17 protein-coding genes are annotated in these 12,725 nt (G+C 66.5%); 11 read left to right on the top strand and 6 right to left on the bottom strand.

Annotated features, from left to right (window positions below):
• Positions 1-257: 257 nt before the first annotated feature.
• The 5 genes from AX769_RS22995 to AX769_RS08290 are packed head-to-tail and all read left to right on the top strand — an operon-like array spanning position 258 to position 2,759.
• Positions 258-908, top strand: a complete 651-nt coding sequence (locus tag AX769_RS22995; protein WP_082763599.1) for an Asp23/Gls24 family envelope stress response protein — start codon at positions 258-260, stop codon at positions 906-908.
• Between the two features lie 6 nt (positions 909-914).
• Positions 915-1,154, top strand: a complete 240-nt coding sequence (locus tag AX769_RS08305; protein WP_066278086.1) for a hypothetical protein — start codon at positions 915-917, stop codon at positions 1,152-1,154.
• Positions 1,151-1,540: a hypothetical protein gene (locus AX769_RS08300; protein ID WP_066278085.1), complete on the top strand. Its 390-nt coding sequence runs from the start codon at positions 1,151-1,153 to the stop codon at positions 1,538-1,540. Before AX769_RS08305 ends, AX769_RS08300 begins: the two co-directional genes overlap by 4 nt.
• Complete coding sequence (locus tag AX769_RS08295; RefSeq protein WP_066278082.1) at positions 1,537-2,124, top strand: hypothetical protein; 588 nt, start codon at positions 1,537-1,539, stop codon at positions 2,122-2,124. Before AX769_RS08300 ends, AX769_RS08295 begins: the two co-directional genes overlap by 4 nt.
• The gene (locus AX769_RS08290) at positions 2,121-2,759 is read left to right on the top strand and encodes a hypothetical protein (protein WP_066278081.1); all 639 of its coding nucleotides are present in this window, start codon (positions 2,121-2,123) and stop codon (positions 2,757-2,759) included. The genes AX769_RS08295 and AX769_RS08290 overlap by 4 nt, the downstream gene beginning before the upstream one ends.
• Before the next feature lie 81 nt (positions 2,760-2,840).
• Here AX769_RS08290 and AX769_RS08285 read toward each other — a convergent pair whose 3' ends face one another.
• From AX769_RS08285 to AX769_RS08275, 3 genes are read right to left on the bottom strand one after another with little or no spacing between them, the layout of a single operon-like run.
• Entirely contained in the window at positions 2,841-3,230 is a 390-nt protein-coding gene (locus AX769_RS08285; RefSeq protein ID WP_066278075.1) for a hypothetical protein, read from the bottom strand.
• Positions 3,227-3,931 carry an Asp23/Gls24 family envelope stress response protein gene (locus tag AX769_RS08280; protein WP_157887522.1) on the bottom strand — a complete coding sequence of 235 codons (705 nt, stop codon included), beginning with the start codon at positions 3,929-3,931 and terminating at the stop codon, positions 3,227-3,229. The genes AX769_RS08285 and AX769_RS08280 overlap by 4 nt, the downstream gene beginning before the upstream one ends.
• On the bottom strand, positions 3,928-4,494 hold the full coding sequence (locus tag AX769_RS08275) for an RNA polymerase sigma factor (protein ID WP_066278070.1): 567 nt from the start codon (positions 4,492-4,494) through the stop codon (positions 3,928-3,930). The genes AX769_RS08280 and AX769_RS08275 overlap by 4 nt, the downstream gene beginning before the upstream one ends.
• Positions 4,495-4,637: 143 nt before the next feature.
• Here AX769_RS08275 and AX769_RS08270 point away from each other — a divergent pair, with 143 nt between their 5' ends.
• From AX769_RS08270 to AX769_RS25695, 3 genes are all read left to right on the top strand, one after another.
• Positions 4,638-5,066, top strand: coding sequence for an Asp23/Gls24 family envelope stress response protein (locus AX769_RS08270; protein WP_066278067.1), 429 nt, complete (start codon positions 4,638-4,640; stop codon positions 5,064-5,066).
• Positions 5,067-5,366: 300 nt separating this feature from the next.
• Entirely contained in the window at positions 5,367-5,798 is a 432-nt protein-coding gene (locus AX769_RS08265; protein WP_066278066.1) for an Asp23/Gls24 family envelope stress response protein, read from the top strand.
• A 195-nt stretch (positions 5,799-5,993) separates the two neighbouring features.
• Entirely contained in the window at positions 5,994-6,116 is a 123-nt protein-coding gene (locus AX769_RS25695; RefSeq protein WP_255359430.1) for a hypothetical protein, read from the top strand.
• Positions 6,117-6,352: 236 nt separating this feature from the next.
• On the opposite strand, the gene AX769_RS08260 is transcribed toward AX769_RS25695, so the two are convergent.
• Positions 6,353-7,612: a hypothetical protein gene (locus tag AX769_RS08260; protein WP_066278064.1), complete on the bottom strand. Its 1,260-nt coding sequence runs from the start codon at positions 7,610-7,612 to the stop codon at positions 6,353-6,355.
• A gap of 108 nt (positions 7,613-7,720) precedes the next feature.
• Here AX769_RS08260 and AX769_RS08255 point away from each other — a divergent pair, with 108 nt between their 5' ends.
• From AX769_RS08255 to AX769_RS08245, 3 genes are read left to right on the top strand one after another with little or no spacing between them, the layout of a single operon-like run.
• The gene (locus AX769_RS08255) at positions 7,721-8,308 is read left to right on the top strand and encodes a TetR/AcrR family transcriptional regulator (RefSeq protein ID WP_066278063.1); all 588 of its coding nucleotides are present in this window, start codon (positions 7,721-7,723) and stop codon (positions 8,306-8,308) included.
• Complete coding sequence (locus AX769_RS08250; RefSeq protein WP_066278058.1) at positions 8,305-9,456, top strand: GDSL-type esterase/lipase family protein; 1,152 nt, start codon at positions 8,305-8,307, stop codon at positions 9,454-9,456. Before AX769_RS08255 ends, AX769_RS08250 begins: the two co-directional genes overlap by 4 nt.
• A gap of 39 nt (positions 9,457-9,495) precedes the next feature.
• Positions 9,496-10,203, top strand: coding sequence for a CPBP family intramembrane glutamic endopeptidase (locus AX769_RS08245; protein WP_066278057.1), 708 nt, complete (start codon positions 9,496-9,498; stop codon positions 10,201-10,203).
• A 14-nt stretch (positions 10,204-10,217) separates the two neighbouring features.
• Here AX769_RS08245 and AX769_RS08240 read toward each other — a convergent pair whose 3' ends face one another.
• Positions 10,218-11,123 (bottom strand): L,D-transpeptidase, encoded by a 906-nt coding sequence (locus AX769_RS08240; protein ID WP_066278056.1) that lies wholly within the window; start codon positions 11,121-11,123, stop codon positions 10,218-10,220.
• Between the two features lie 87 nt (positions 11,124-11,210).
• On the bottom strand, positions 11,211-12,302 hold the full coding sequence (locus AX769_RS08235; RefSeq protein WP_066278055.1) for a hypothetical protein: 1,092 nt from the start codon (positions 12,300-12,302) through the stop codon (positions 11,211-11,213).
• Between the last annotated feature and the right edge of the window lie 423 nt (positions 12,303-12,725).

The following is a 12,725-nucleotide window of genomic DNA, read 5'->3' as shown; positions in this document are numbered from 1 at the left end:
GAGACGGGTGAGGAATCGACGCTCACGGTCTACCGAGAACGCGCGGAGTGGATCGGTTCCGCAGTGATACCGAGTCTCCGATGGCAGGCGCGAGACCAGTAGAGGCGAAGGTCCCTGAACCGGCGACTCCGGCCTTGTCACGCACCGCTGGCGTGGGCAGAAAATATCGCCGAGGAATGTGACGAAACGGTAGGACGTCTCGTCCTAGGTGTGAAGGGTGAACACAGCGTTCGGCCTCTTACACGAAAGAGCACACCATGGCAGACATCACGCCCAACACCGTCCCTCACACCGAGCACCGGGGCGCCGCCGCCACACCAGTCGTGGCGGTCTCGACTACGCCCGTCTCAGCCGCACCCGTGGACCTCGATGACGGCAAGACCGTCATCCAGGAGAACGTCGTCGCGAAGATCGCCGGCATCGCAGCTCGTGGCGTCCCCGGTGTCTACGCTCTCGGCGGCGGTGTCGCCCGCGCCTTCGGTGTCCTTCGTGACGCCACCAACAACACAGACCTCACCCAGGGCGTCAGCGTCCAGGTCGGCGAGAACGACGTCACCGCCGACCTGAGCCTCGTGGTCCTGTATCCGGCGAAGATCCACGAAGTCGCCGCCGAGGCCCGCAAGGCCGTCATCGAAGCGATCACCGACCTCGCTGGCATGGACGTGGTCGAGGTCAACGTCACGATCACCGACGTGCACATCCCCGACGACGATGACGAAGCGCCCACAGCGACCACTGCCGTCACCGACACGGTCGGCAGCGCCAAGGCCGCCGTGGCGTCCAGCGTCAACGACGTCATGGACACCGCCACCCAGAAGCTCGACGAGACCAAGGCCGTCGTCTCCGACAAGGTCGACGACGCCAAGGACAGCGTCGCCGACGCCACCGACCAGATCAAAGGAAACTGACCCATCATGACCGACACCACCGACAGGACCTCCGTCGACACCGGGCGCAGCATCTCTCCGCTGAGCACCGTCGCCATGGCGATCGGCACAGTCCTCGCGCTCACCTGGATCGTTCTCGGCTTCTGGGCTTTCGTCCTCGTCGCCGTCGCCATGATCGTCGGATCCCTCGTCGCCCGCGTCATCACGGGCCGTCTCGACCTGCGCGCCATCGTCGACGTCATCCAGGGGAAGCGCTCCTCCAAGTGACCTTGACGGCACCGGCCGCACCATCGATCAGCCCCGCCGCACCGGGTGCCGTGCACGGCCGCAACAGGATCACGAGCAAAGCGCTCCGCCGGGTCGTCTCCGCCGTCGCCGCCGAAGCGCTGGGCGTCAAAGCCCACCAGATCGGCGTCGACCTCGGCGACCACGACGGCGATCTCACCGTCACCGCAACAGCAGCGGTCGGCGTGCCTTCGCTCGTCCCCGGCCAGCACGGGCATCAGGATCCCCTCCCCACGATCCTCGCCCGTGCGGCTTCTGCACAGAAATCGATCCAGAATCGGGTGAAGACCATTACCGGGTCCAGCATCAGCGAAGTGAACCTTCGTCTGACCAGCGCCTACATCAAGGAAGAAGGAAGAGTTCGATGAGCACTTCCACCCCCAGCATCTACCGGCGGATCATCCGCCGCGAGACCCACTCGTCACGGTCGGGAATCGCAATCACCATCGCGGTCATCCTGATCCTCGTCGCCGCATGGATCGGCACGGAGAGCGTTCTCGCGCTCCTGACTCAGCCGGCCCTGCTCGTCACCCCGGCAGCGATGCTGAACAGCGCGCTGACCCTCGCGACAGCCGTTCCCGTGGTGCTGCTGATCATCGGCGGCATCGTCCTGGCGATCATCGGCATCATCATCATCGTGGTGTCTCTGAAGGCCGGCCGGAAGTCCCGCCACGCGGCCCCAACCGACCGCACCGCGGCCGTCGTCGAGGACCGGGCAATCGCCTCGTCCCTCGCACGAGCCGTCAGCTACGCGTCGGACCTCGACCCCGACCAGGTGGTCGTCACCATCGGCAAGCACACCGCCCAGGTGCGGGTCCGTCCCACCTCCGGCCGCCCCGTCGACAGGGCCGCCGTCCAGGATGCCGTCGATGACGAGCTGTCCGACTACCAACTGTCCCCGGGCCTTCGCACCCGGATCGACATCGACAAGAAAGGAGTGGTCGGCAAATGAACAGCACGAACCGCGGCCTGAACCGCGCCCTGCTCTGTGTTCTCGGCCTGATCCTTCTGGTCGTCGGCGCATCAGTCGCCGCGGCCGCAGCGATTCCGGGCTACTTCACGGGCTGGAAGACCGGCCAGAAGACCGTGCAGCAGAACGCTGCCGACGCCATCAAGAACACCGCCCTCGGCAGCACCGGGCACTCCTGGCTGCTGATCATCGCCGTGGCTCTGGCCGTCGTCGTGATCATTCTGCTTCTGATGTTCATCCTCCGACAGGGCCACGGGCACACGAACCGCCTAGTCCGTGTCGGTGGAGAAACCAAGCACCGCGACACCCCCACCGGTGGAGCTGTCTTCGTCGATGCTCAGGTGGCCGAGCAGGCCATCGGCGCCGCGCTGAAGGACTACGACAACCTTGCCTCCTCCAACGTCACCGCCTACCGCGTCAAGGGGACCCCGACACTCAAGATCACGGCGAACACCCGCCGAGGGGTGTCTCCCGCCGACGTCCGCCGTCACATCGACCAGATCGTGACCGCCTGGGACAGCATCCTCGGCCAGGACGTTCCGGTGATGATCCAGATCAACACCGGGCTCCTCGCCCGCACGACGAAGACGAGCCGAGTCGCCGGCGACGTCGCCTGAGGAGACGACCCCACCCGATGCGCTGTCGTTGGGTCAGGCCCGGGGTGTTCCGTCGAGAAAGTGCGTCTCGCGCGCCGGCGGTCAGCCGACTTCCGCGAGCGGGCCTTCGGGTTCACCTTCCGCTGGGGTGTCGTCCTCGCCACGGGGAGGGTCGTCGCCGAAGCGGACGACTTTCACCTCGATGAGCGGCTGAAGGCCCAGGTCGACCATGTGGGTGCGAATCGCGGACGTCAGGGTGCGCAGGGTGTCGGGCCCGGGAAGCGCCTCGTGAACGGCGACATGCACGGCGACGGTGGTGATGGGCCCGTCGTGGGCCACTTTGACCAGGGCGTCGTCCTTGTTCGTGAGGGCTGACACGACGCCGTGAACGGCTTTCTGGAGCAGCGGCACGGTCGAGTACACCTCCACGACACCGGGAGTGTTGCGGATCAGGGCGGTCAGTTGGCGCGAGAGATCGCGGTCGTCCGTCATGAGCGGTCCTTGCTGTTGCGTGTTCTTCGGGTGTGGATGTCTTGGATCGTGACGTTGACGGCCTTGACGTTCAGCTCAGTGTGACGAGCGAGCGCCGTCCTGATCAGGGACCGCAACTCGCGTGCAAGCTGGTGGAGGTTCTCACCCCATCCGACGCTGGCGGTGACGTCGACGTCGATCGGTTCGCCGGGAATGGTGACATCTCCTGTGAGGACGCAGCGGCCGATGAGGACACCATCGACCTGGTCGCACGCAGCACGGACGAGACCGCGGACACTGCCCTCGCTGAGCATCATTCGCACCGTCGGATCGGGGCTCGTCAACGGGATGTCGCGTCCGGAGCGGATCTCCTGGCGGATGTTGTCGAGGAGCCCGGCGATCCAGATGTTGTCTCGCTCGGGCGACTCCTTCGCTTCCGCCTCGAGCATGGACCAAGTGACGTGCTGGAGTCGGTCCAAGGCGCTCAGGGCCATCTGGCACCCTGGGGAGCTTTCGATTGCCGGGTTGACCGGGATCCGACCGGAGTCGAGGTAGTCGGCGAGATCGTCGAGGGTGAATCCGTCGAGGTCGTCCGGTTCTTCGATCTGTTCGACAAGCACCCCGTCGACGATCAGGTGGTCGCCGGGCCCCTGCGCCGCATCGGTTCCTTCGGCAGGGGTGGGGGTGGGGGTGGAGTCGTCGGAGCTGTGGTTGTCACTCATCGCCATTCCTCCATCTCATGCATCAATGTCTTTCTGGCCCTGACCAGAATTCCGCGGACCGTTGAGGCGGGCAGACCGAGCGTGTCGGCGATCTCGCCGTAGCTGCAACCCGCCAATTCTTTCAGAACCCAGGCCTGACGTTGATTCTCGGGGAGGTTCGTCAGCGCTCGAGACAGTGCTTGCATCTGCATCTTCGCCTCCACCAACCGCTCCGGGTCGTCGGAGGACCTGGTCGGGGGTTCGTAGTCGTCGATGTCGTCGTGGTTTTTGCGGACCCGCATCCGGTCGATGGCCCGGTTGGTGACCATGCGCATCAGCCACGACTTCACCGCCTGCGGCTCCGTCAGATGGTCCAGCTGACGCCAGGCGGTGAGGAACGCCTCCTGGACGACATCGTCGGATTCCACATCGGAGCCGAGTAGCTTCGCCGCATACACGCGCATCAGGGGGCCGTACCGGCGGGCGAGAACCTCGAACGCATCGATGTCTCCATCGGCGGCGCGTTCGGCGAGAAGACCGTCAGGCGCCTCGAGAAGGAGCTGATTCTGCTGCGCCTCACGCACAGGGAGCTCCTTTATTTCGCACCTCGTTGCAGGTGGTGTGTGACGAAGCTTGGTCTCGGCTCGTCCAAGGAGTGACTATTGCACATCATTCGTGCCGGAGGCCAGTTGGGGGCCTCCCGAACGAAACGAACGGGGAGCAAGACGTGGCTGACTTCACGGAATTCGGATACCCGACAAGACTGCTCGTGGGAGGCCGCACCGTTGTCCTCGACGATGTGATCGCGCAGATCGCTGTGCTCGCGGCGGAAGAAACAGCAGGGGTGCACTCGGTCGGCCGTCCTGCGTCTCGGATCGTGCCTCGAGGCTTCCCGTCGGCGCCGTCCGTGAAGGACTCGATGGCCGGAACGACCGTGACTCTGTGCCCGGCCGGGGCGGCCCTCGGCATGGTGATGACTCTCGAAGCCGGCAAGCCGATCCCGTCCATCCTGCACCGGGTGAGAGACAACATCGCCCGCGCCGTCAGCGGCTTCATCGGTGTGCCCGTCACCGAGATCAGCGTCACCGTCATCGACGTACACCTGAGCGCGGGCGTCGAGCAGCAAGACGTCGCGTCACTCTCGGGCTGGCTGTAAATCGCCGGTTCCCTGTCCGAGACATCGCCCCAGACCTGATCGGGCAGCTCGTCGGCGGAGCCCTCGAGGGGTTGACCTTCCGGCCCCTCTTCGACCTGAGAGTCCCTGCCCGGCCGCTCATGTCCCGACTCATGACAGTGGGGGGGGGGAGCGGCGTGGCCGTCAGGACGCCCGCTCACGACCGTCAGAAAAAAGTTCGTGATCGATGTGACGAAACCAATCGGGGTCTCGTCCTAGGAGTGACTGGAACGCAGTCGACACCGAAGGTCCACACGATGGGCCCGACAGGAGGAACACATCATGAGCACCACCACCCCCAACGCTGTGGCCCGTCACACCGACAGCAGCACCGGCAAGGGCAAGACCACCATCGACGACACCGTCGTTGCGAAGATCGCCGGAATCGCAGCCCGCGAGGTCACCGGAGTTCACGGCCTCGGGGGCGGTGCCGCCCGCGCCATCGGCGCGATCCGCAGCGTCGTCAACAACAAGGACCTCACCCAGGGTGTGTCCGTCGAGGTCGGCGAGACCCAGGTCGCCGCCGACATCACGATCGTCGCCGAGTACCCGGCGCCCCTGCAAGACGTCGCAGACGGCGTTCGCTCCTCGGTCGCGCAGGCCATCGAGAGCATCGTCGGCATGGAGGTCGCCGAGATCAACGTCTCGATCAACGACGTGTACATCGCGTATGACGATGACGACGACGACAGGGGCGAGTCCCGCGTCCAGTAATTCCCCGTAGCTGTCCAACTCCTCCCTGATTCGGGAGTCGGACAACGCGGCGTCGGGAACACCTCCCCGAGGCCCCTTCCCGGCGCCGCACCCCCCAACACAGTTCGGCCCCGCGTCGACTCCGTCGACCGGGGCCGCACCCCTGACCAGAAATCCCATTCGCACCTTCACGTGCGGAACCCGTTTGGAGATCACATGTTCGCCCGCCTCCTCCCCTTCGCCCTGACCTTCGTCGCCGGCCGGCTCCGCAAGCGCCAAGCCGCCGAGAAGAGCGCCGCGAAGACCGCAAAGACCCGCGCCCGGACTCGGACCCGCTGACCACCGGCTCGCCGACGGGCAGCGGAGTGCTGCTCGTTGATCCGTCAGGGATCCGCCGTCTTCGGGCGCTCATCCCCCGATGACGAACATCACCAGCGACATCGACAGCCCGGACGACGACTGCACAGGGCCACCTGCCCATCCAGCCAGGAGCCTTTAACCCTCCGCGCCAGGCCGGCCCGCGTCGCCAGACTCGTGGACCACACTCTGGAGGTTCTCGCGCCAGAAGGTGGAGATCAGTCTTCGCTGACGGCGGATGCCAGCGCGCGGGAGATGTGGGTGGTGAGCCCCTCGATGGGAGCCCGGGTCGTGTTCACCATCCGGAGAGCATCCCCATGGGTGACGACTCCGAGGATCTGCTCGTTCTCGACTTGAGTGGTCATCGTGGGGCCCCAGACCGCGGTCGCCTGGTCCATTTCGACGACTCCGAGGTTCGTGATCTCGATGTCGGCGGTCGTCGCCGCGAGCATGGCTGCTTCCGCCTCCGCTGGTGTGGTCGGGGCGACCTGGGCCAGCCCGAGAGCCGCGGCCCGGAGAGCCTGTGGTCGGCGTGCGGACTGCAGCTGGCCTGCGGCAGCGCGAGCTGCCTCCCAGAACGAGATGCCGAGTCCACGGTCAAGGGTCACGGTCGCTCCGATGAAGCGGATCCCGACGTCCCGATGACCGTCGATCACGGATCGCAGGTCGATGGGAACGTTGATCCGGACGCGGGATAGTTCGGTCTGTGCGAAGAGAGCCGCGGCCGCTGCGGCGCACAGTGCCGCCTGAACGGTGCAGGACTCCTCGCGCGCCCGGCGGACGAGCAGCCGCGTCTGTTCGGTCGTGAGTTCGGCGGCCTGGAGGGTCGGCAGGTCACCGTCGAATGGACGAAGCCGGCCGGCCGGTGTCTGGCTCTGCTCGCTGGTGTTCTCGACGGCGAGATCTGCCCCGTGGGTATCGGAGGCGGTGTCGTCGATCGGCGGCCCGACGGCCACTAGCTGCTCCTGAGGTTCAGGAACAGGCCCTCTCGACAGCCTCGTGCCGCCGAGACTCGCTGCGAGATCGGCCACGGCGATCAGCGCGCCTCGCCCGTCAGCGATCTGGTGGGCGAACGTGAGCAGGATCCCCGTCGATGACCCGGCGCCTGCCGCAGGAATGAGCACGCTGCGGACCAGTGGCCCGGGAGTCGTGCGGATCGGGATCGTCTGCTCGACGGCTGCTTCGTGCTGCCAGGTCGAACCTCGGGCGAGTCGGATCGGGATCGGCCGATCCGACCTGCGAAAGACCTGCGTGCTCTGTTCTTCGCCTTCGGCGACGGACTGCCCGATCTCCGCCGCGACAAGCGGATGCGCCTCCTGCAGACGCTCCAATGCGGCAGCAAGGTCGCTCTCGGTGACGTCACGCGCCAGCTGAACAGCCACAGAGAACTGGACCGGATTGCGTTGCGCGTACAGGTCGATGGTCCGCTCGAAAGCTCCGAGGGGGCGAAGGTCTCGATCGGTCGTGGGGGTGGTCATGCGTACTCCTTGGTCACTGTCGTCGAGGCGTGGATGCCGCCGCGTCGACGAGCCGGTCAGGTGAACTAAAGACAATACCCTTTTTCCTAAAGGTGTTAGGTTGACGGAATGGCTCGCATTCCCCTCACTCCGAAGTCGATCTTCGCTGCGGCCGCCGATCTGGCTGACCGCGACGGGTTCGACGCAATCGTCGTCTCCGCCGTGGCACGGACACTCGGCGTGCAGACGGCCAGTCTCTACGGCCATGTCCGCGACCGGGCGGCGATCCTCGCGGGGGTGCAGGAGTTGGCGATGGGCGAGCTGGCGGACGTCATCAGCGACGAGATCGCCGGCCGCTCCGGTCTCGATGCATTGGCTGCCCTCGGTGCCGCGCAGCGCACCTACGCCAGGACCTCGCCAGGTCGGTGGGAGTCGTTGCAGCGGCGAGTCGAACCGGGTGTGGAACGAAGCGAGTCCACGATCCGAGTCGCGACGCTGACTCGAGCCGTTCTGCGCGGCTATCGCCTGTCCGATGACGACGTCGTGCACGCGGCTCGGATGGGCGGTGCGATGGTCGCAGGATTCATCGCCCTCGAGCGAACCGGCGCATTCGACCACCGCGACCAGAGCACGGAGGAGTCGTGGAGACGCTCCGTCGAAGCCCTCGACATCGTCTTCACCTCCTGGGCTGCCAGAAGCGCGGGGAGCGAACGATGATCCCCGTCGACCTCACCCCGTCGATGCTGCGGGGCGGCGCTGAACTCGAACGGACCGCGAGAGGTCTTCGTGTACACCGGCTACCCGAGTGGGTGCGCACCCAGTATCCGGACGGCCAGCTGCTCATGATGGAGTCGCAGCCATCGGGGGTTCGTCTGGCCCTCCGCACTTCGGCCAACGCCATCGAACTGGTCACTCACCCGACGCGAGTCGCCTATCGGGGCGCCGACCGCGCCCGGGGCAACGTGGACGTCTTCGTCAACGGCTCCCTGTTCGCCCGTGACCTGCTCACGGGCGGCGACGTGTTCGAGATCGATCTCACGTCGGGTGCATCGACGCTGGCAACGGGCCCCTCTCGCACCAGCAGAATCACGGGGCTGCCGGCGGGCGACTCACGGATCGAGATCTGGCTGCCGCACAACGAGACCGTCGAACTCGTCTCCCTTCATGCCGATGCCCCAGTCCTCGAAGACGACGAGCATCTCCCGATCTGGCTCCACCACGGCAGCTCGATCAGCCACGGCTCCAACGCCACCGCACCGAGCGAGACCTGGCCCGCGATCGCCTCCCGCCTGGCCCATGTCGACCTCCATAATCTCGGCTTCGGCGGGAGCGCTCTGGTCGACCCCTTCATGGCCCGAGTCATCCGAGACCGCCCCGCCGATGCCATCAGCGTCAAGCTCGGCATCAACACGGTCAACACCGACGCCATGCGCCTCCGAGCGTTCGTCCCCGCCGTCCACGGATTCCTCGACACCATCCGCGACGGGCATCCGACGACCCCCATTCTGTTGATCTCGCCGATCTTCGCGGGAATCCACGAGAGGACTCCCGGCCCCGGCGCCGTCGACACCGCCACGCTCGGCACCGACCACGTCCAGTTCATCGCCACCGGCGACCCTGACGACATCGCGCACGGAAAGCTCACCCTCGAAGTCATCCGCCGCGAACTGGCCTCCCTCGTCGAACGCCGCGCGGCCGACCAGAACCTGCACTACCTCGACGGGCTCGACCTCTTCGGTGCAGACGACGCCCGAGCATTCCCGCTGCCGGACGGTCTGCATCCCGGCCCGGACGCCCACCGGCTCATCGGAGAACGATTCGCCGACATCGCCTTCGGCACCGGAGGCATGTTCTCTGAGGACTGACACGACCGAACTCGACCGACTCACCGTCAGGAGCAACCCATGACCCGAATCTCGACGACTCGACAGCCCGACAGGAGCCGCCCAGGCATCCGGGAAGCAGCGATCGGCCTCGCCGTCTTCACCCTCGTCGCCTACGGCGTGCCACCGCTCCTTCGCGACGCCGGACTCAAGACGGGCGATCCAGTCGGCTACGGCCTCGCCCTCGGGGCCCTCTCCGGCGTCGCCGGAATCGTCGCGTTCCTCGCCGCGATGAGCATCCGCGTTCGCGGCCTTACACCGTTCGGAGTCCGGTGGCCAGGGTGGAGGTGGATGTTCATCGGCGTCGGTGGCGGCGCGGTCGTCTGGGTCCTCGCCCGGATCCTCGTCACGCTCTTCACTCTGATCTTCGGCGCTCAAGAGAACGTCCAAGCGACCTACGACACCGCAGCCCAAGGCGGCACGATCGCCCTCATCCTGTCCACCCTCTTCCTCGGCGTCCTCACACCGATCGGCGAAGAGATCCTCTTTCGAGGTGTCGTCGCAAACGTCCTCCTCCGGTGGGGATGGATCGCCGGCGTTCTCGGAAGCACGATCATCTTCGCCGTCTTCCACGGCCTCACCGGTTTCAACATCGCCATGATCACCGCATTCGTCGAAGGCTTCATCGCAGCCGAACTCTTCCGCCGCACCGGATCGATCTGGCCCGGCGTCATCGTCCACATCGTCAACAACGCCATCGGCAACATCCTCATCGGCGCCCTCACCTGATTTCGATCCTCGAGTCAGGGGTTCATCTCGACGAGGGTGCCGACGGGCAGAGCATTCACGGCGGACACCGCGGCGGCATCCAAGCGGACGCAACCGTGGGAGACGTCCCCCGTTGCCACGGCCTCGTAGTGGACGCCGATCAGCCCACCGTCCTCACCGCCGTAGGGCTCGTCAGCGGCGGACGAGTGCAGTGAGGTGAGGTTGATCGGGTAGACGGTTTCGTCCTGTTTCGGGTCGAGGTAACGGGCTTGGATGTAGCCGATGACACCGGTGGGGGTCGGGGTGCCGGTCGCTCCGACGCCGGCCGCGAAGGAGTGGACCACAGTGCCTGCGGCGTTGACGATGGCGACGGTCTGTTTCGACACGGACACGTCGAGGTGGTCGGTCAGATCGCCGGTCTTGGTCAGGAGGTCGCGGCGCATCCATGCGGTGGTCTGTGCGGCGGCACCGCCCTTAGCGGCGGAGGGCAGCTGCTGGCGACTCGGGGTGAGAACGAGCGCCCAGGCGCCACTGAACTGGACCGGAACGATGACGGTCGGTGTCTTGAGGAAGTTCATTGCGGCGACGTGCGCCACGGGCGTCTCGTGGTCGGCTCCGTACAGGGCCGCGTCGGCCTTGATGGAATACGACGCCGTGGCCGCCTTCGGGATGGTCGGTTCGTAGTACGGGAGGAGCCCGGGGATGACGGCGTTGTACTGAGCGGCAGGCAGCGCATCGATCGCAGCAGCCGATAGCGGCTTGTACGGGACAGCCGACGGCGAAGCAGGCGTCGCTGGTGCCGCGGATGCGGTGACAGTGGGGCTCGAGGACGCGTTCGACACGGTGCTGTGGGGCGAGGCGACGTACACGATGCCGAGAACGATCGCGATGAGGACGACGAGGATGCCCGCAGCAAGAAGAACCTGACGACGTGGCGACATGGAAGACAGTGGGGAGGGGTTCATAGGGGGCAACCGCAAGCGGGGCCGACCCGGAAGATTCCAGGTCGGCCCCGCTCGAAGGTCTGACTAACCGCTGACGACCGGGAGGCTCGGCGTGGCCGGGTCGGTGACCGTGGACCCTGTCGAGGCGCCACCGGTGGCCGGGGTGCCCGTGCCGCTACCAGTGCCGGTGCCCGTGGTGGGCGGGGTCGGCGTCGTGGGCGGCGTCACCGGGGTGACGGCGGCCGCGGGCAGGATGATCGTGAAGTCCACGTTTCCCTGACCCTGCGCTCCACCGAACTGGTTGACCGACAGGTTCTGCGTCGTGGCGGCGGTCGAGGAGAACGTTCCGACGACCGACCAGGTACCGTCCGCGGCGACCTGGGTCTGCGGGGCGGCACGGGTGCCATCGGCCGCGAGGACGTTCACGAGGTCACCGGGGGTGCCGGTTCCCGTGAAGGTGACCGTGCGCGACGCGACGGTGCTCCCCGAGACGGGGCTGGTGAGAGTGAACTGCGACGCCGGGGTCGCGGCGGGCAGGGTGATCGTCAACGCGACGGGGTCAGCGCCGACGTTCAGTTCGTTGACCGTGAGGTTCTGGGTCGTGGCGGCGTCGGCGGCGAAGGTGCCGGTGGTGGTCCAGTTGCCGTCGGCGTCCGGGATGGCCTGCGGGGCGGCACGCGTGCCATCGGCGGCCAGCACGTTGACGGGCTGACCGGGGGTGCCGGTTCCCGTGAACGTGACGGTGCGGGAGTCGACGGTGCTTCCGTTTTCCGGGGTGGTGACACCGAACGTGTAGGCGGGGGCGACGGTGGCGGTCACCGGCACGGAGCCATCGAGCCCAAGGCCACCGGTGACCTGTTCGACGGTGTAGTTCGTCGTCCCGGTCGCGGTCCCGGGGATCGTGTAGGTGATGCTGTAGTGACCGGTGTCGTCGATGCCACCGCTGTCGTTGCGGTTGACCGCGAAGTCACCGGTGCTCGTCAGCAGCTCGATGGAATCTCCGACGGTGCCCGTTCCCGTGACGGTCAGGACGCGACCGGCGACGGTCGCGCTCGTGACGGTGAGGTCGGCAGGGGCAGCGTTCGCCGCAGCGCCTGACAGCGAGAAGCCGCCGATGGTGAGTGCGGCGACTGCGGGCACTACCAGCAGTTTTTTGGTCCAGAGGGCCTTGTTCATTATCGTCCTTGATGGAGGCCACCATCGTGTTCCAGGCGCGTCGAAATCTGCGCGTTCCGGAGCACTCGAAGGTGACGAGCGGTGTGATGGAACGCAAGGAAATGACCCCAGCGGAAACCGCCTCGCATACCGAACCATACGCTACGGAAACCCGCCAAACGGCCAGTCGCCGAATCGCCCCGAACTGGGGGTGACCCCGGCACGCAGAGCCGGTTGGCACGCCGGGGGTGGGAGATCGAGCGGATACCCGCGTCACCCGAAGACACCGGTATCCGCTCGCTTCACCACCACTGACACACCCGAATGCGCCGTGGGTGACCTCACACTCATCACCATCAGACCCGAACGGATAGTCAGCCGAAAAGCTGACAGCCGGCCAGTCCTGCAGCTCCCGCCCCGATCTCCCCCACGTCGCCCGGGCCC

The sequence above is a fragment of the Frondihabitans sp. PAMC 28766 genome (assembly GCF_001577365.1).
Taxonomy (GTDB): Bacteria; Actinomycetota; Actinomycetes; order Actinomycetales; family Microbacteriaceae; genus Frondihabitans.
This window is presented reverse-complemented; position numbering and strand designations above follow the sequence as displayed.

Excerpts from the sequence above, each read along its gene's own strand:
- AX769_RS08285 (WP_066278075.1), bottom strand. The coding sequence starts at position 3,230 with ATGACGGACGACCGCGATCTCTCGCGCCAACTGACCGCCCTGATCCGC.
- AX769_RS08265 (WP_066278066.1), top strand. The coding sequence starts at position 5,367 with ATGAGCACCACCACCCCCAACGCTGTGGCCCGTCACACCGACAGCAGC.
- AX769_RS08240 (WP_066278056.1), bottom strand. The coding sequence starts at position 11,123 with ATGTCGCCACGTCGTCAGGTTCTTCTTGCTGCGGGCATCCTCGTCGTC.
- AX769_RS08235 (WP_066278055.1), bottom strand. The coding sequence starts at position 12,302 with ATGAACAAGGCCCTCTGGACCAAAAAACTGCTGGTAGTGCCCGCAGTC.
- AX769_RS08255 (WP_066278063.1), top strand. The coding sequence starts at position 7,721 with ATGGCTCGCATTCCCCTCACTCCGAAGTCGATCTTCGCTGCGGCCGCC.
- AX769_RS25695 (WP_255359430.1), top strand. The coding sequence starts at position 5,994 with ATGTTCGCCCGCCTCCTCCCCTTCGCCCTGACCTTCGTCGCCGGCCGG.
- AX769_RS08250 (WP_066278058.1), top strand. The coding sequence starts at position 8,305 with ATGATCCCCGTCGACCTCACCCCGTCGATGCTGCGGGGCGGCGCTGAA.
- AX769_RS08260 (WP_066278064.1), bottom strand. The coding sequence starts at position 7,612 with ATGACCACCCCCACGACCGATCGAGACCTTCGCCCCCTCGGAGCTTTC.
- AX769_RS08305 (WP_066278086.1), top strand. The coding sequence starts at position 915 with ATGACCGACACCACCGACAGGACCTCCGTCGACACCGGGCGCAGCATC.
- AX769_RS08280 (WP_157887522.1), bottom strand. The coding sequence starts at position 3,931 with ATGAGTGACAACCACAGCTCCGACGACTCCACCCCCACCCCCACCCCT.
- AX769_RS22995 (WP_082763599.1), top strand. The coding sequence starts at position 258 with ATGGCAGACATCACGCCCAACACCGTCCCTCACACCGAGCACCGGGGC.
- AX769_RS08245 (WP_066278057.1), top strand. The coding sequence starts at position 9,496 with ATGACCCGAATCTCGACGACTCGACAGCCCGACAGGAGCCGCCCAGGC.
- AX769_RS08295 (WP_066278082.1), top strand. The coding sequence starts at position 1,537 with ATGAGCACTTCCACCCCCAGCATCTACCGGCGGATCATCCGCCGCGAG.
- AX769_RS08290 (WP_066278081.1), top strand. The coding sequence starts at position 2,121 with ATGAACAGCACGAACCGCGGCCTGAACCGCGCCCTGCTCTGTGTTCTC.